The 16,640-nt window shown below is 68.7% G+C and carries 16 protein-coding genes; 11 read left to right on the plus strand and 5 right to left on the minus strand.

What is annotated here, in order from left to right:
• Positions 1-53 precede the first annotated feature (53 nt).
• Positions 54-1,499 (minus strand): TerD family protein, encoded by a 1,446-nt coding sequence (locus tag ACYQ5L_RS38170; RefSeq protein WP_459963095.1) that lies wholly within the window; start codon positions 1,497-1,499, stop codon positions 54-56.
• 112 nt (positions 1,500-1,611) lie between these two features.
• Between ACYQ5L_RS38170 and ACYQ5L_RS38175 the strand changes: the two genes are divergently transcribed.
• From ACYQ5L_RS38175 to ACYQ5L_RS38210, 8 genes are all read left to right on the plus strand, one after another.
• A complete protein-coding gene (locus tag ACYQ5L_RS38175; RefSeq protein WP_459963097.1) occupies positions 1,612-2,235 on the plus strand; it encodes an AIM24 family protein in 624 nt (207 codons plus the stop codon).
• Positions 2,236-2,245: 10 nt separating this feature from the next.
• Positions 2,246-2,953: an AIM24 family protein gene (locus ACYQ5L_RS38180; protein ID WP_459963098.1), complete on the plus strand. Its 708-nt coding sequence runs from the start codon at positions 2,246-2,248 to the stop codon at positions 2,951-2,953.
• 7 nt (positions 2,954-2,960) lie between these two features.
• Positions 2,961-3,719 carry an AIM24 family protein gene (locus ACYQ5L_RS38185; RefSeq protein ID WP_459963099.1) on the plus strand — a complete coding sequence of 253 codons (759 nt, stop codon included), beginning with the start codon at positions 2,961-2,963 and terminating at the stop codon, positions 3,717-3,719.
• Between the two features lie 99 nt (positions 3,720-3,818).
• Positions 3,819-4,547, plus strand: coding sequence for a hypothetical protein (locus ACYQ5L_RS38190; RefSeq protein WP_459963100.1), 729 nt, complete (start codon positions 3,819-3,821; stop codon positions 4,545-4,547).
• 82 nt (positions 4,548-4,629) lie between these two features.
• A complete protein-coding gene (dhaK, locus tag ACYQ5L_RS38195; protein WP_459963101.1) occupies positions 4,630-5,631 on the plus strand; it encodes a dihydroxyacetone kinase subunit DhaK in 1,002 nt (333 codons plus the stop codon).
• Positions 5,631-6,242, plus strand: coding sequence for a dihydroxyacetone kinase subunit DhaL (gene dhaL / locus ACYQ5L_RS38200; RefSeq protein WP_459963102.1), 612 nt, complete (start codon positions 5,631-5,633; stop codon positions 6,240-6,242). The genes dhaK and dhaL overlap by 1 nt, the downstream gene beginning before the upstream one ends.
• Positions 6,239-6,964: a dihydroxyacetone kinase phosphoryl donor subunit DhaM gene (gene dhaM / locus ACYQ5L_RS38205; protein ID WP_459963103.1), complete on the plus strand. Its 726-nt coding sequence runs from the start codon at positions 6,239-6,241 to the stop codon at positions 6,962-6,964. The genes dhaL and dhaM overlap by 4 nt, the downstream gene beginning before the upstream one ends.
• Positions 6,965-7,013: 49 nt before the next feature.
• Positions 7,014-7,760, plus strand: a complete 747-nt coding sequence (locus tag ACYQ5L_RS38210; protein ID WP_459963104.1) for an isocitrate lyase/PEP mutase family protein — start codon at positions 7,014-7,016, stop codon at positions 7,758-7,760.
• Positions 7,761-7,838: 78 nt separating this feature from the next.
• On the opposite strand, the gene ACYQ5L_RS38215 is transcribed toward ACYQ5L_RS38210, so the two are convergent.
• From ACYQ5L_RS38215 to ACYQ5L_RS38230, 4 genes are all read right to left on the minus strand, one after another.
• Positions 7,839-8,624, minus strand: coding sequence for an HAD family hydrolase (locus ACYQ5L_RS38215; protein ID WP_459963105.1), 786 nt, complete (start codon positions 8,622-8,624; stop codon positions 7,839-7,841).
• Between the two features lie 62 nt (positions 8,625-8,686).
• Positions 8,687-11,434, minus strand: coding sequence for a phosphoribosyltransferase (locus ACYQ5L_RS38220; RefSeq protein WP_459963106.1), 2,748 nt, complete (start codon positions 11,432-11,434; stop codon positions 8,687-8,689).
• Positions 11,431-12,588, minus strand: a complete 1,158-nt coding sequence (locus ACYQ5L_RS38225) for an HpcH/HpaI aldolase/citrate lyase family protein (RefSeq protein ID WP_459963668.1) — start codon at positions 12,586-12,588, stop codon at positions 11,431-11,433. The genes ACYQ5L_RS38220 and ACYQ5L_RS38225 overlap by 4 nt, the downstream gene beginning before the upstream one ends.
• 95 nt (positions 12,589-12,683) lie before the next feature.
• Positions 12,684-13,880, minus strand: a complete 1,197-nt coding sequence (locus ACYQ5L_RS38230; RefSeq protein WP_459963107.1) for a hypothetical protein — start codon at positions 13,878-13,880, stop codon at positions 12,684-12,686.
• Positions 13,881-14,095: 215 nt separating this feature from the next.
• Here ACYQ5L_RS38230 and ACYQ5L_RS38235 point away from each other — a divergent pair, with 215 nt between their 5' ends.
• The 3 genes from ACYQ5L_RS38235 (at position 14,096) to ACYQ5L_RS38245 (ending at position 16,639) form a co-directional block, all read left to right on the plus strand.
• On the plus strand, positions 14,096-14,671 hold the full coding sequence (locus tag ACYQ5L_RS38235) for a TerD family protein (RefSeq protein ID WP_379193716.1): 576 nt from the start codon (positions 14,096-14,098) through the stop codon (positions 14,669-14,671).
• Between the two features lie 78 nt (positions 14,672-14,749).
• On the plus strand, positions 14,750-15,916 hold the full coding sequence (locus ACYQ5L_RS38240) for a DUF475 domain-containing protein (RefSeq protein ID WP_459963669.1): 1,167 nt from the start codon (positions 14,750-14,752) through the stop codon (positions 15,914-15,916).
• Positions 15,917-16,009: 93 nt separating this feature from the next.
• Positions 16,010-16,639: a TerD family protein gene (locus tag ACYQ5L_RS38245; RefSeq protein WP_459963109.1), complete on the plus strand. Its 630-nt coding sequence runs from the start codon at positions 16,010-16,012 to the stop codon at positions 16,637-16,639.
• Position 16,640: the final 1 nt, after the last annotated feature.

The raw sequence follows: 16,640 nt of genomic DNA on the forward strand, positions 1-16,640 counted from the left end.
CTTGTGTTCGGGGGTTCGGGGGCGGAGCCCCTGAGAGTTGCGAGAGTTGTTTTCTACACCCCGATGAAGCGGCCTAGTTGGGGGACGGCTTCGCCGGGGTGTTTGGCTTGGAAGCCTTCGCCTATGGCTTCCATTTTCCAGTCGTTGGTGCCGCCGGCGCGGTAGACCTTGGCCATGGCCATGGCGGTGAAGGGCATGCCGCCGGCGAGGGTGTAGCGGGCGAGTTCGGCGTTGTTGGTGCCGTCTATCAAGCGGCAGAAGGCGTTTGCGACCTGTTCGAAGGTGTGGCCTTTGTAGGAGGTCACGATGAACAGGAGGGTGGTGATGTGCTGGGGTATGCGGGTGAGGTCGACATGGATGACCTCGTCGTCGCCGGCGCCTTCGCCGGTGAGGTTGTCGCCGGAGTGGCGGACCGAGCCGTCCTTGGAGGACAGGGCGCCGTAGTAGACGACGTCGGCGGGGTTCATGTCGGCGAACATGATGACCGAGGCGTCGAGGTCGATGTCGACGGCGCGGCTGCCGAACATGCCGCTGCGCTTCACCGGGTCCCAGCCGAGGCCCATTTTCACGAAGGTGAGCTCGGCGCCGCCCTCCTTGCGGAGGTTGACGCGCTGGCCCTTGACCAGGCTGACCGGGCGGTCCTTGGACAGGTTGATATCGCCGGAGGGCGGGGACTGCTGGCCGGGGCCGGACGGCGCATAGCCGCCGCCCTGCGGGGGCGGGTAACCCTGACCGGGAGGCGGATAGCCCTGGCCGGGCTGCGGGAAGCCCTGGCCTTGCGGCGGGATTCCCTGGCCCTGCGGTGGAAAGCCCTGTGCTGGAGGCGGATAGCCACCGCTTTGCGGCGGGTAGCCCTGGCCCGGTGGGGGATAGCCGCCGGTCGGAGCGAACTGCTCGGTGGGCGGGGGATACGCGCCGGTGGGGGCTTGCTGGGCAGGCGGGGGATAGCCCGCGGGAGCGGGAGGCGGCGGGGGAGCCTGCTGGGTCTGCGGGGCTTCGTTCACCGTGACGCCGTGATCGGTGACCAGGGCGGCGAATCCGCCCGCGTAGCCCTGCCCGACGGCGCGCACCTTCCAGCCGCCCTGGCGCCGATACAGTTCCAGCGCGATCACGATGGATTCGCTGCTGAGTCCTTCGATCCGGTACTCGTACAACCGGTTCCCGCCCGCGTCGGAGACGAAAACGCTGGGCGCGCTGATGCGCCCGAAGCTGTTGCCGGGATCGTCGAGGGTGATGACGGCGCGGACCTGCGCGATATCGGCGGGCACCGCGCCCAGCGACACCTGCAGGGCGGCGGGCTGTCCGCCCGGCCCGGGTTGCAGGTTCACACCCGGTCCGCTGGGCTGGTTGAAGAACACGAAATCGGCGTCCGATCGGACCTTGCCGCTCTCGGTGACCAGCAGCGCGGACAGATCGGCGGGCGCGGCGATCTGCATGCTGATCACCACGTCATTGACGTTCACAGGGCCGTTCTGGCCCTTCACCAGTGTTGCGGACAAGGTCGACCCTTCGCTTGTCGGTGCGTTCGTTGCCACTCTACGAGAAATCGGCAGTACCAGCCGCCGACCGATCGGTTAGGGTGGCGGCACAGTTCGGATTACGGGGCGGTCGATGGCGCAGCTGTTCGAAAAATCGAAGAAGGTGATCGAGGCTCATCTCGCCGGAACCAGTATCCGCGCGATCTCCGGGTCGATGGTCGCCTATGAGGGCAATGTCCAGTTCAAGAGCGCCGGTTTCGGCGGGGGCGACGGTGTGATCGCGGGCCTGAAGCGCCGCGCCACCGGCGAATCCCTCTCCCTCATGGAGTGCACCGGCAACGGCCGGGTGTTCTTCGCGGTGAACGGCCAGCACGTCACCGTGGTGAACCTGAACAACGAGACATTGCAGGTGGAATCGCAGCAGTTGCTGGCCTTCGCCGGAAACCTGCGCACCGATGTGTCTTTCGCCGGCCTGCGCGGCGCGTCGACCGGGCAGGGCCTGTTCACCACCACGGTGAGCGGTGTCGGTCAGGTGGCCTTGCTGTCGGCGGGCGGTCCGCTCATCCATCTGGAGGTGTCGCCGCAGTATCCGCTGGTGGTGGATCCGGATGCGTTCGTGGCCGCGCGCGGGCAGCTGAATCAGTCGTTCATCACCGATGTCGGCTGGCGGTCCGTAATGGGGCAGGGCGGCGGAGAGGCCTTCTCGCTGCGCTGGGACGGGCAGGGCGTGGTGTTGATCCAGCCCGCCGAGCGGTGAGGTAGAGCGAATGTTCGAGCAGGTCAACGGAAAAGTCGTCAAGGTCGACGTGGGTCGGGCCGGGGGCGTGGTGGCCCGCACCGGCGCCATGCTGTTCTACACCGGCGATGTGTCCTTCGCCCCGCATCAGGTTCCCGGCGCCGGCCAGATGGGCGGCATGGGCGGGCTGATGGGCATGGCCGGGCGCATGATGGCCGGCGAGCACGAGCGCACCATGCTGGCGCAGGGGCACGGCGAAGTGCATTACGGCTTCGCGGGTCTGGAGACCCATATCGTGCACATGCAGCCGGGTGCGGTGCTGCGGGTGGAAGCCTCACGGCTGCTTGCCAATACCGCCGCCCTGCAGAGTTCGGTTGTGTCCGTGGCGAGTTCGGGCGGCGGCCAGGGCGGCGGCCGCGGCGGCGGCCTGATGGGCGCGCTGCGCGGCGCGGCGGCCGGCGTGCTCACCGGCCAGGGCATGTTCACCACGCAGATCTCCGGTCAGGGCAGCGCGGTGCTGCTGGCGCACGGCGGGTTCATCGAATTGCCGGTGGGCGGCCAGTATCCGGTGGTGGTGGATCCGCAGGCGTTCGTGGCCGCGTACGGGAATGTGCAGACCGAATTGAAGTCGGCCATGAGCTGGCGGGACGCGGTGGGCCGCGGCGCGGGTGAGGCCATGCAGCTGCACTGCATCGGTCAGGGCGTCGTGTATGTGCAAGCCTCGGAACAGAAGCTGTGAGTGTGCGATGAGCCAGATCCTGAACCCGATGACGCTCGGCGAGAGCGACAATATCCCGGGCAACGACTACGCCTACTGCATCGATCTGCGCAAGCCGTGGTTCATGCGCAAGGGCGCCATGATCGCCTACTACGGGCAGATGGAGTTCCGGGCGCTGACGCACGGCCTGCAGGGCGGGCTGATGCACATGGTGTCGCAGCAGTTCTCGGCGCCGTTGTTCACCAATGACTACGTGGTTGCCGAAGGGCACGGCAAGCTGGTGATCGGCGATCGCGGCTACAACATCAACTCCTTCGACCTGGACGACGGCAATCTGACCGTGCGCGCGGCCAACCTGCTGGCCTTCGAGCCGGAGCTGTCGCTGAACCAGTCCATCGTGCCGGGCTTCCTGACCCTCATCGGCACCGGCAAATTCCTGGCCTCGTCCAATGGCCCGGTCATGTTCGCCGAGCCGCCGCTGCGGGTGGATCCGGAGTCGCTGGTCGGCTGGGCGGACTGCCCGTCGCCGAGTCATCATTACGACCAGCGCTGGGTGTCGAGTTTCCTGGCGGCCGGGGCGGCTCGGTTCGGGGTGAGCTCGGGGGAGGAACGGCAGTTCGACTTCACCGGCGCGGGCACGGTGCTGATCCAGTCCAGTGAGAAGGTCATGGACGATTCGCATCTGGTGCGGTCCATCGAGGGCCAGCTGCAGAGCGGGATCACCCCCAGCGGCCTGCAGCGCTTGCAGGCCACCATCGTGCAGCAGCTGGGCGGCCAGCAGTACTGAGGGCCGTCGCCGGTACCGGGAGCCACTGCCGACCAGGGCACGCTGGGTATTTGCTGTACTTACGCTGGTCGGTCGCTTACCCGTGGCAGTATCGAGCGAGTGAGCGACGGTGAACCCGTGGACACGCACGAACAGTACCTCCGGGCCTTCCGGCATCCGGCCGTGTCCCGCGCACAGCTCGAGGATCTGCTGGACGCGGTGAACGGCTTCCTGGACACGGTCACCCCCAAGGACGGCGAGTTCGTCCCGCAGGGCGGCTGGGCGCCGGAATCCACCGCCATGGCCTTCCAGATCGGCCGCGCGGTCGAACAGGTGCTCTCCGAACGCGAGGACGCCGAACGGGAAGTGGTGCGCCGCCGCGATATTCGCGACCGGCTGGTGGCCGCGCTGGACGCGGTGCTGGACTGCCTGCGCACCCTGCCCGATCTGGCCGAGACCGAGGTCTCGCTGGGCACGACGGCGGTCAACGAGGGCTTCCAGGTGTACGAGGACGGCTCGGTGCGCACCACGCCCGCCCAGGAGGTCCTCGCCGACCTGGGCGCGCTGGAATCGCGCCGCGCCGAACTCGACGAGCAGATGACCACCGCGGTGTCGCGCCGCACCGGATTGATCGACGACACCCTCGACCTGGTGCGCGAACGCCTGGGCGTCGCCGATGTCGGCATTCCGTGGGTCATTCTGGCCGCTACCCAGGGCGGCCTCGACGTCTCCGAGCCGTTCGAGTTCGCCGCCCACCATCTGCCCGATTGCGAGCTACGCGATCTGATGGTGCAACTGGTGACCGATATCGAACTGGCCCGATCGCTGGAGGAGGGCGCTCCCGAATAGCCCGAAACCGGCACCACGCCCGCGCCCGGAGTGCCAATCTGACCGGAGGGGATCCGAACCGGCCTTCGCAGAGGAGAATTCGGTGAAGAAGCTGATCAACGACCCGGCCGAGGTGGTCGACGCCGCGCTGGCCGGAATGGCCTCCGCACACCCCGAGCTGCGCGTGGACGCCAAGGCGCGGATCGTGGTGCGCGCCGACGCGCCGATCGCGGGCAAGGTGGGCCTGGTCTCCGGCGGCGGCTCCGGTCACGAACCCCTGCACGCCGGTTTCGTCGGCCACGGCATGCTCGACGCCGCCTGTCCGGGCGAGATATTCACCTCCCCGGTGCCGGATCAGATTCTGGCCGCCACCACCGCCGTGGACGCCGGGGCCGGGGTGCTGCACATCGTGAAGAACTACACCGGCGATGTCATGAACTTCGATATGGCCGCCGAACTGGCCGCCGCCGAAACCGGATCGCCGGTGCTGTCGGTGGTGGTGAACGACGATGTGGCGGTGGAGAACAGCACGTACACGGCCGGGCGGCGCGGGGTCGGGGCGACGGTGATCCTGGAGAAGATGGCCGGTGCCGCCGCCGAGGCGGGCCGCCCGCTGGCCGAGGTGGCCCGCATCGCGACCGCAGTGAACGACAATTCGCGCAGCATGGGCATGGCGCTCACCTCGTGCACGGTCCCCGCGGCCGGGCGGCCCACCTTCGATCTGGGGGAGGGCGAGATGGAGATCGGCATCGGCATTCACGGTGAACCGGGCCGCCTGCGCGTTCCCCTGGCGCCGGCCAAGGACATTGCCGAGATGCTGGTCGAACCGATCCTCGCCGATCTGCCGTTCGCCGCCGGTGATCGCGTGCTCTGCTTCGTCAACGGCATGGGCGGGACGCCGTTGCTCGAGCTGTATCTCATGTTCGACGAGGTGGCGCGAATCCTGCGCGGCCACCGGGTGGAGATCGCGCGCTCCCTGGTCGGCCCGTACATCACTTCCCTGGAGATGGCGGGCTGCTCGGTCACGCTGACCAGGCTCGACGACGAGCTGACCGGGCTGTGGGACGCACCCGTCCGCACCCCGTCGCTACGGTGGGGAATCTGATGACGGGCGTCGACGTCGCCGCCTGGGTCCGTGCCTTCGCCGCCCTCGTCGACGCCAACGCCGAGGAACTCACCGACCTCGATGCCGCCATCGGCGACGCCGACCACGGGACGAATATGCGGCGCGGTCTGACCGCGGCCGTTGCCGCCCTGGATGATTCGGCCACCGCCGCCGACGCGGCCAAGCAGACCGCCATGACGCTCATCCGCAGCATCGGCGGCGCCAGCGGCCCGCTCTACGGCACGTTCTTCCTGCGCTTCGCGGGCGCCGTCGACACCGGTTCGGATATCGCCGATTTCGCCCGCGCCTTCCGCGCCGGCCTGGACGGCGTCATCGCCCGCGGCAAGGCGGATCCGGGTGACAAGACCATGGTCGACGCCCTCGCCCCCGCCGCCGACGCCCTCGACAAGCACGCCGCCGCAGGCGATTCCGCCGCCGCGGCCCTCGATGCCGCCGTCCACGCCGCGGACGCGGGCCGAGACGCCACGATTCCGCTCATCGCCCGTAAGGGCCGCGCCTCGTACCTCGGCGAACGCAGTGCGGGCCACCAGGATCCGGGCGCGACCAGCGCCGCCCTGCTGGTCCGCGCGGCGCGCGAGGCGCTGCGGTGATCGGCCTGGTGATCGTCTCGCACAGCCGCGCCCTGGCCCGCGCCGCCGTCGATCTCGCCACCGAAATCCTGCCCGACCAGCGGGTCCGCATCGAAATCGCCGCCGGGCTCGACGAGCACACCTTCGGCACCGATGCGGTGGCCGTCGCCGATGCCATTACCGCCGCCGATACCGGCGACGGCGTCCTGGTCCTCATGGATCTCGGCAGCGCCGTCCTGTCCGCCGAAACCGCCCTCGAATTCGTCCCCTCCCCCGACCAGGTCCGATTAAGCGGCGCGCCGCTGGTAGAAGGCCTGGTCACCGCGGTGGCCGCGGCCGGCGGCGGCGCCACCCTCGATTCGGTCGCCTGGGAAGCCGACCACGCCCTGGCCGGCAAGCTTCTGCAACTCGGCCAAACCCCCTCCCCCACAGCGCAATCCGGCAGTCCGGACACCACCTCATCCGCCATGCGCCGCGAAGCCGTCATCGAGGTGACGAACAAGGACGGCCTGCACGCCCGCCCCGCCGCCGCCCTGGTGGCCGCCCTGCGGGCGCTCGACGCCGAAGTGGACCTCCGCAATGCCACCACCGGCGCCGGCCCGGTCCCCGCCGACAGCCTCACCCGCGTCATGACCCTCGGCCTGCTACCGGGCCACCGACTCGGCGTCACCGCCTCGGGCCCGCAAGCGGCCCAGGCCATTCAACTGATTCGCGACCTGGCCACCGGCGAGGCGCCCGCCTAGCCGAGACGAACTCCTTTCGCACCGTGCGCCGATAGAGCAGGATCGGCGTATGACGTTGAAGGAGAAGGCCGCAACATTTCTGGGACTACACAAGCCGGGCGATCCGGTGATCCTGCCGACCGTATGGGACGCATGGTCGGCGAAACTGGTGGAGGAGGCCGGGTTCTCGGCGCTCACGGTGGGCAGTCACCCGCTGGCGGATTCGCTGGGAAAGGGTGACGGCGAGGGGATGACCTTCGCCGATGTGACCGGTCGCGTCCGGGAGATCACCACGGCCGTGAGCATTCCGGTGTCGGTGGATCTCGAATCCGGGTACGGGCTCGAGCCGTCCCGCCTCATCGAGGGCCTATTGGAGGCGGGCGCGGTCGGCTTCAATATCGAGGACACCGTGCACGGCGAGGGCAAGCGGTTGCGCGAGCCGAAGGAGCATGCCGATCTCATCGCGGAACTGCGCCGGGCGGCGGATGCCACCGATGTGCACGTCGTGATCAACGCCCGCACCGACGTGATCATGCGGCCGGATGTCACCGGCGACAAGATCGAGGAGGCGCTCTCCCGGCTGCGCCTGTGCGCCGAGGCGGGCGCCGATGTGCTCTACCCGGTCGGCGTCCACGACGCCGAGACCCAGCGCCGCCTGTGCGCGGAACTCCCGCTGCCGGTCAATGCGATCGACTTCCCGGAGAAGGCGACTCGCGCCCAGTACGCCGAACTGGGCGCCGCCCGAATCAGTTTCGGCCCCTTCCTGCAGCGCGCCCTGGCCGCCGAGGCCAACCGCCTCTTCGAGGCCTGGCGCTGAACTGAAACGACGCCGACCGGGAACTGGTGGCGGGGGCTACTCGCGAAATGCCGCCACCAGTTCCCGGTCGATGCAGTTTCACTCCTCGGGGGGCGCGGATTTGATGAACCAGTTGATGATTTCCTCGCCGGCGAGAATGCCGGTCGCGCGGGTGATGGTGAGGTTGGGGTGGGTCCAGTCGAGTTGTTCGAGTTCGCCGTGGCGGGGGCGGATGGCGGAGTCGGCGGCGCGCAGCATTTCGGCGTCCAGGGCGCCGTCGCCGGCGGCCAGCAGGCGGGCGTCGGGGGAGAGTTCGCCGGAATCGGTGAGGCGGCGGCGGACTTCGGCCACCGCGCGGCTCTTGCAGACCGCCAGGGGCATGGTGTAGATCTTGCGGCCCTGCTGGGAGGCGGACCAGCCGCGGGGGCGGCACCAGGCGTCCCATTCGGCGAGGAAGCCGTCGGGGACGTGCTTGGGTTTGACCACCAGGTAGCAGAACAGGTGGTCGGCGACGCGGAATTTGGTGACGAAGGAATCGTCTATGCGGGAGCGGAGTTCGGCATTGACCTCGGAGAGGGTGGCGCTGGTGGCGCGGACCTCGGCGTCGAGGTCGATGCGCCAGCGCATATCCGGAATGCCGTTGACCAGGATATTGCCGCCATTGGTGGTGATGGCGTAGCGCCAGGGGGCGCCGGGCAGGCGAATGCGGTTGAACTGCTTGATGGTTCGGGTGGTGGTGGGGATGACCGCGGCGGGCCGGGTGAGGGTGCGCATGCGGTCGGCGGCGGTGATGGTCATGAAGGACAGCGGTGCGCCCTCCAGGTGTTCCACGCAGACGGTGGACAGCTCGGGCGTGGCGTCGAAAGCGTTGCGGGAGTAGATCATGGTGCGATCAAGATCGGTCGCGACCAGGGTTCTTCTGCGGGATAGTCGTCTTCGGTCCACGATTACTTCTTTACATCCTTGATCAGGCCCATGCAGGCGTAGGCGAGGTCGGGCACGACCTCGACGGGAACGCCGCGGGCCGCGGCGAGCATGCGGATGTGCGCGTGCTCGGGGGCGTCGGGCTCGCGCACCAGCACCCGCCACGGGACGCGGCGCAGCAGCACCCGAGTCGTCTCGCCCACACCGGGTTTCACGAAGTTCACGCTGGCGATGCCATAGGCCTCGCGCACCTTCTCGACCGACGCCCAGCCCGCCCAGGTGGGCGTGCGATCGGCGGCCCGGACCGCGGCGAGGTGCTCGGCGACCCGGGGGCGCACGGTGTCGAAGGCGGCGGACACCGTATCGAGCAGGCGACCGGAGACATCGTCACCGGCGAGTTCCCGATAGAACTTCGCCCCGTGGAACTCACGCGGCCCGATCAGCTCGTCGTTCAGGACGGTGCGCGAAACCAGGCCGGACACAGTGGAATTCAGGCACGCCGAGGCAATGAGGAAATCATCGCGGGTGCCGTACACGCGCACACAGCTGCCGGGATCGGCCAGCACCGCGAGCTCGTCGTTGAACCGCGCCCCGCCCGCCGCGTGGTAGGCGTCGAGCGCCTCGGTGAGTTCCCGGGTGATCGCGCCCTTGCCGGTCCAGCCGTCCACGAACACCACGTTCGCCGGATCATGATGGCGGGCAAGGTAGTCCAGTGCCACCGCGTCGATACCGCGATCACGCACGATGGACACCGCGTAGTGCGGCGCCTCCACCCCCCGCGCCGCCAGCCACCGCCGCATGAGAATCCCCACCGGCGTCCCAGCCCGCGCCAGCGACACCAGCACGATGTCCTCGCCCCGCTCGGCCACCACCAGCTCCGACACCGTGGCCACGGCCAGCGCCAGCCGCTCCGCGCTCTCGGCCAGCACCTTGTCGAACAGCTCCCGATAGGCCGCGTCCGGCTGATACTCCACCGGCAGCGATTCCGCATAGTGCGCGACCCCGGCCTGAATGCGCTGCTCGCGCTCGGCCACATCGGCTTCCAGATCCACGTCGGAGAGATCCTTCAGCAACCAGGTCACCTCGTCGGCCGCATACGACCCGAACCCCGGTCCCTGCAAGGGCTCCGGCAGAGCGTGCTGCCCGGCCGCCGCAGGGCCTCGATCACCGCCCTCGGACGACGCGGACACGGGGCTTCCCAGCACGGCACCCTCGCCCGCCGAGGGCTGCGACATGCGCAATACACCTTCCCCCGCGTCCATATTGTCCTCTGCCGCATGCGGATCCCGCCCGCGAGGGGTGGCCATCTCCGAGGCCGCGGGCCGTCGTCGCCGGTCAGCCACTTCGTCGAATCGCGCCGCCCCCTCGCGGGCCGCGACCGATAGTGCCGGATCAGGTGCGTCGACGTCGCCTGTCTCGTCAATGTGGCGCGCTGCCGCCTCTCGGGTGGCTGCCAGGGCTCGCGGGTCGGCCGCGGGCAGGACCGCGAGGGCGACGTCGGCGCCGGAGGCGGTCAGGACGTCGATGACGCCCCCCGGAGCGGTGAGCTGGTCGGTGTCGGCCGGGTCGTCGACGACGACGAGCAGGATCGGGTCGGCGGGGGCGGGCTCGGGCCAGTGCGCGTTGTAGAGGTAGCGCGGGGCCTCGGTGTCGGGTTCCGGTGCGGTGAAACGGAATCCGCGGCGCAGCGGGTATCCGGGTTCGTCCAGCACGTAGGCGGGGGAGCGGGTGGTGGTCTGGTAGCGGACCGGGACGCCGTCATCGGCCAGGGCCGCGGCCAGGCGCAGCGGCAGGTACATGAGTTCTTCGTGGCCGAGCACGATGACGGGGCGCAGACCGGCCGCTCGGTCGGGGGCGGCATCGGGGGCGGTGGCCCAGGGCAGGGCGTCGAGTTCGCGCCACAGCACCTCGGCGGCGTGGGACAGCGCCGCTTCGAACGGTTTCGCATCGGAGGCGAGAATCCCGTGCCGTCCGCCCTCGGGAACGGCACTCGGCCAGGGGAGTTCGATGCGGGCGAACTCGCCGCGTACGGCGGCGACCGGGTTGAGTTGCGGGTCCGGCAGGGCGGCAACGGAATCGACCAGGTCGGCGGGGAGCAGGGTGGCGCCCGAGGCGAGGCAGACGGTGTCGATGCGTACGCCCAGGTCGGCGGCGGCCTTGTCGAAGGCCGTCTTGTCGGCGTCGGTCCGCATGTCCACCAGCGAGGCCAGGATGTAGTGCGGGCGCGGGGTGAACTCGTGCAGGGCGCGGATGGCGTCGATCGCCGTTGCGCCGGTGGAGATCTCGTCGTCCACCAGCACCATGGGGAGCTGGTTCATGAAGATCGCGGCGGGGGCGGGCTGGAGCAGGTGCGAGGTGGCGTGTGAGTGGCCCTCTTCGAATCCGGTCAGCGTCTCGGCGGTCGGCACGTCGCGCCGGGTGGAGTGCAGGTAGCAGTCGGCCTGGATGCGGGCGGCCACGCAGTGGCCGAGACCCGTTGCGGTTTCGGCGAATCCGAGGACCACGGCCGGTTGGGTGCCGAGCACCTCGCGGACCAGGTCGCCGAGCCGGTTGCCCGCGTCGATGACGCGGTGCGGATCGGTCGGCAGGTGCTTGCCGAGCACGGTGGAGACCAGCAGGTGCGCCCGGCGCGGATTGCGCCGCAGCCCGGGTTCGATGAGCGCGGGAATCTCCCAGCGGTCGGGCACGTAGGAGTTCTCGTGCCGCAGTCCGAGTCCGAGTTCCCGGGTAGCCCAGGGCGCGGAGTTCACCGCGCCGCCCGCCGAATTCACGAGGCCACCAGCGCTTTCAGCAGATCCACGAACGACACTCCCTTATTGGTCACCCCGAACACCCGCGCCCGCAGCATGGTCTGATGCGCCCAGCTGCGATGCGGTTTCATCTCGTTCATCTTGTTGCGGTACTCCGAGGCCGCGACACCGCCGGAGTCCCGGCCCAGAATGTCGAGGGCGTCGGAGTACTCCTCGTGCGTCACCACCGCCAGCGCGTGCACCACGGCCACGTGCGAGGGGTGGATGACGGTCTTGCCCTGGATGCCGTTGGTCCGGTCGAGCACGATCTCGCGCAGCAGGCCGTCCAGATCCCGGCTGACCAGGTACTCCCGGAACAGCACCGCGTCCACCTCGGCGAAGGGCGAGGTGCGCAGCAGCGGCCGGAACATGCGGGCGTGGTCGGCGAAGTACTCCCAGACCGGCCCGGTGATGATGAAGCCGGTGCCGTCGGTGCGCCCCAGATAGTTGACGATATCGGCGATGACGTCGGCCACCACGCGCACGTCGTAGATGGTCAGATCGCGATCGCGGCGAATGCCGAAGGTGGAGCACATGTCCGTGGCCCCGATGCGCACCGCGAGCACCCGTTCCCGGTGTTCGGTGAGCATGGCCTGGATGCGGTGCAGTTCGCTGTCGCGGGTCTGGCGATGCACCAGCGACGGCGATTCCAGCACCGGCATGCCGAAGACGGTGCGGCCCAGCCGCTGCGACGCCGCGGCGATGGCGTCGAGGTATTCGGCCCCGGTGCTGCTGTCGAATTTCGGGAACACGAAGCCGGTGAGCACGCGCGCGCCCGGTCCGAGCCGGTCGACGATCTCGCCGATGGTCTCGGCGTCGCGCACCCGCACGAACAGCAGCGGGTACAGGTCGGTGCCCGCGCCGAGCTCGTCGAGGGTGGCGGCGGCCTGTTTCTTGCCGAACTCCAGATCGTGGTCGGCGACGGCGTCCTCCAGGTCGATGACCATGGAGATGACGCCGCGCTCGGCGCGGCGCACGATGGTGGCGGTGAGGTCGGCCCGGGTGGCGGGCACGTACAAGGTCGCGCCCAGCGCCATGGCGAGCAGTTCGCGGTCGGTGGAGTCGCCGAAGGGCTCGGGCAGCTGATGGAACAGCAGCCGTAGCTCGGGCCCGGGTACCTGCCGGAAGTGCCGCATGGGCTGGCGCTTGTGCAGGGATACGGGGGCGACGTCCGGGCAGGTGGTGATAATCGCGGTCATCGGCCCCCAATTCCTCCTACTAGTCGGTCGGTTCAGCTATCGGTTTTTCTCATTCGATCGACAACACCCGCGATGAACGCCGAGATGGCATCGAGTTCGGACACATACGCCCAATAGTCGGGATGCCGCCCGGTGAGGCTGCCGGAGACCCGCTCCAGCCGATCGGACTGGGCATCCAGCACGGTCCCCCACTGGGCGACCAGGCCGTTGTTCACCGCCAGCATCTGCGCGTCACGCAGTTTGAACCGGACGGCCTTGGCCTTGTCTTGCGGTTGGGCGCGCACCTCACGTAGTAGTGCCAACCGGTCGGTGACGGCGTCGGCCTGTTCCTCGGCAGCGGCGAGATGCGCGCGGGCGGATGTGGTCAGCTCAAGGGTTTGCTCCGGGTCGTTGTTCTGCAATGCGGCCCGGGCTCGCGACAAGTCCGCGTCCGCGGCGTCGATGGCTCGGTGGGCTTCCCGTTCATTGTTGGCCAAATCCGCCGAACTCGCAGCATGGAACTCCCGGAGCAGCGCGGACATGGCCGGCGGAATGCGCTCGGCGCGATGCCGGGCCGCGGCCAGCCGGGTCCCCGCCGAGGCGAGCGCGGTGGTCGCCGAATGCTGTTTGCCCGGTGCGTCTTCCAGGGCCCTTGACAGGGTTCGGGTCGCCGCCTCCAACTGCGTCGCGGCCTCACGCGCCACACCCGCACCGGCGCCGACCGCCGCCTCGAGTGTGACCAGACCCTCATCCACCGCGGCCGCGGCGCGGCGCACCGACGGGTACCCGGCATACGGCGAGGCCTCCGCCGCCTGCCGCGCCTGCTGGGCGGCGGCCCGCACCTGGTTCACCAATTGCGGCACCGCGCCGTAGACGGCGACGGCATGCTCGAGGTGCGCCTGATTGGCCACATAGAACTCGTCGACCCCGCGGGCGGCCTCGGCCAGTTTGCGCACCTGCGCGTCGAGTTCGGGCTGCGGTATGACGGCGCCGTCGCGTTCGGCCTGGTCGAGGCGTTCGCTCAGAGCCAAATAGCTGCCCGCGGCGTCGTAGCAGCGCGCCCGCACCGGTTCCCACCGCTCGATCAGCCCGCGTTCCGGGAACATCTGCGCCGAGGCCGCCACGCCGGCGTCGGCAATGCTCTGGCGGCGATCCATGTCCAGGAAGGCGGCCGTGAGCGCCTGCCGGGCCTGTTGAACCCATTCATTGTCCCGAGAGGTGCGGAACCATCCCCGCCTACGGCCTGCCACGCCCCGATGGTAGGCAACCGTTCACACCATCGGCGAGTATCACGATCTGTACAGGGACATGTCACGCGACAGGGTTGTCACGCATGATGTCCTCGGTTTGTTCATGCGCAGACCCGCCGAAAGCTACTACTGTCGTACTGGCGGACACCGGCAATTCGGACATTCCGCGATACAAACAACGCTAGAAACGCATTCCAACGGAAGGGATTCCCCGCATGGGTGTCAGTTTGTCCAAGGGCGGCAATGTTTCGCTGACGAAGCAGGCTCCGAATCTGACCGCCGTGTCGGTCGGCCTGGGCTGGGATGTGCGAACCACCACCGGGACCGACTTCGACCTGGACGCGAGCGCCATCGCGACCGGTGCCGACAAGAAGGTCGTTTCGGACAAGCACTTCATTTTCTTCAACAACCTGTCCTCCCCGGAGGGCGCCATCGTGCACGCCGGTGACAACCGCACCGGTGAGGGCGAAGGCGACGACGAGGTCATCAACGTCGACCTGCAGGCGACCCCGCCGACCATCGAGTCCATCTTCTTCCCGGTCTCGATCTACGAAGCCGAATCGCGCAGCCAGTCCTTCGGCCAGGTCCGCAACGCCTACATCCGCGTCGTCGACCGCGCCAACGGCACCGAGCTGGCCCGCTACGACCTGAGCGAGGACGCCTCGACCGAGACCGCCATGGTCTTCGGCGAGCTGTACCGCAATGGCGCCGAGTGGAAGTTCCGGGCCATCGGCCAGGGCTACGCCTCCGGCCTGGCGGGCATCGCCCGCGACTACGGCGTCAACGTCTAGACCGAGTAATCCGACGCACCAGGGGGGCTCGGGCGTACGGGCCCTCCCTCGTGCGACGATCCTCGGCGCAAGCCGACGATAGAACCCGAGCCTCGAACGAACTCGCGGCACAACCCGAAAGGCCCCCTAGCGGTGCGCATATTTGGCCTCTCCATCATTGTCACGGTGCTGTCCCTCGTGGTCGCATTCGTGTACGGCGGACCGACAGCGCTGGCACTGTGCGCCATCCTGGGCATCCTCGAGGTGTCGCTGTCGTTCGACAACGCCGTCATCAACGCCACCGTGCTACAGCGGATGAGCGAATTCTGGCAGAAGATCTTCCTGACCGTCGGCATTCTCATCGCCGTCTTCGGTATGCGCCTGGTGTTCCCGCTGGCGATCGTGTGGATCACCGCCGGCCTGAACCCGGTGCAGGCCTTCGACCTGGCGCTGAACCCGCCGCCGGGCGATGCGCTCACCTTCCCGGACGGCAGCCCCAGCTACGAGAAGCTGCTGACCGACGCGCACCCGCAGATCGCCTCCTTCGGCGGCGCCTTCCTGCTGCTGCTGTTCCTGAACTTCATTCTCGAAGAGCGTGAGATCACCTGGCTCGGCTGGCTGGAGCGGCCGCTGGCCAAACTCGGCAAGCTGGATATGCTCGCGGTGGTCGTGGCCCTGGTCGGCGTGGTGCTGGCCGCGGAGTTCGTCGCCGATGAGGCGCACCGCTCCACCGTGCTGCTGGGCGGCATCCTCGGCATCGTGACCTACATCGTGGTGGACGGCCTCGGCTCCATGTTCCACACCGAGGAGATGGTCGAGGAGGCCGAGCACGCCGGACCGTCGGAACTGGCCAAGGCCACCGGCAAGGCGGGCTTCTTCCTGTTCCTCTACCTGGAGGTCCTCGACGCCTCGTTCTCCTTCGACGGTGTCATCGGCGCCTTCGCCATCACCTCCGACCCGATCCTGATCGCGCTGGGCCTGGGCCTGATCGGCGCCATGTTCGTCCGGTCCATCACCGTGTACCTGGTGCGCAAGGGCACGCTGTCGGAGTACGTGTACCTCGAGCACGGTGCGCACTGGGCCATCGGCGCGCTGGCGGTCATCCTGCTGATCTCGATCGGCGTGCACGTCAACGAGCTCTTCACCGGCCTGATCGGCGTCGGCTTCATCGGCGCGGCGTTCATCACCAGCATCGTGCGCAACCGCCGCGAGGGCGGGGACGAGCCGGAAAGTGTCAGTGACAAGGAAGCCACCCCGGTAGGCTGAGCGGACAACTCCGCGAACTCCCGCGCCCGTCACGCGAATTCGCGTGACGGGCGCGGTTCGTTTCATGAGAATCCCTGAGGGGGGATGGTATTCATGACGTCTCAGCAGCCCGGTTCCGGCGGCGTCAACCTCGGTAAAGTCACCCTGTCCAAGACCACCCCATCGGTGACGCTCACCAAACCCGGTGACAGTCACGGGGTCATGCGGGTCAATCTGAACTGGTCGCAGGGCAAGAAGCGGGGGTTGTTCAAACGTTCCGGCGCCATCGATCTCGATCTGGCCTGCCTCTACGAGCTGTCCGACGGGCGCAAGGGCGTGGTGCAGGCGCTGGGCAATAATTTCGGTTCGCTGCACCAGCCGCCGTTCATCCACCTCGACGGCGACGATCGCAGCGGCCAGGCCGCCGGCGGCGAGAACATGCACGTGAATCTGGAGCGGCCCGAGATCTTCAAGCGCGTGCTGATCTTCGCCTATATCTATGAGGGCGTGGCCAACTGGGCGGCGGCGGACGGCGTGGTCACGCTGTTCCCGACCGTCGGACCGCAGATCGAGGTGCGCCTGGACTCACCGGTGGACGGGGCGCGGTCCTGCGCCATCGCGCTGCTGCGGCACACCCGCGGCGGGCTGACGGTGCAGCGGGAAGTGCGCTACATCAACGGCAATCAGCGCGCCATCGACGAGGCGTACGGGTGGGGCATGAACTGGTCGCCGGCGCGCAAATAGC

The organism is Nocardia sp. IFM 10818 (assembly GCF_054655275.1).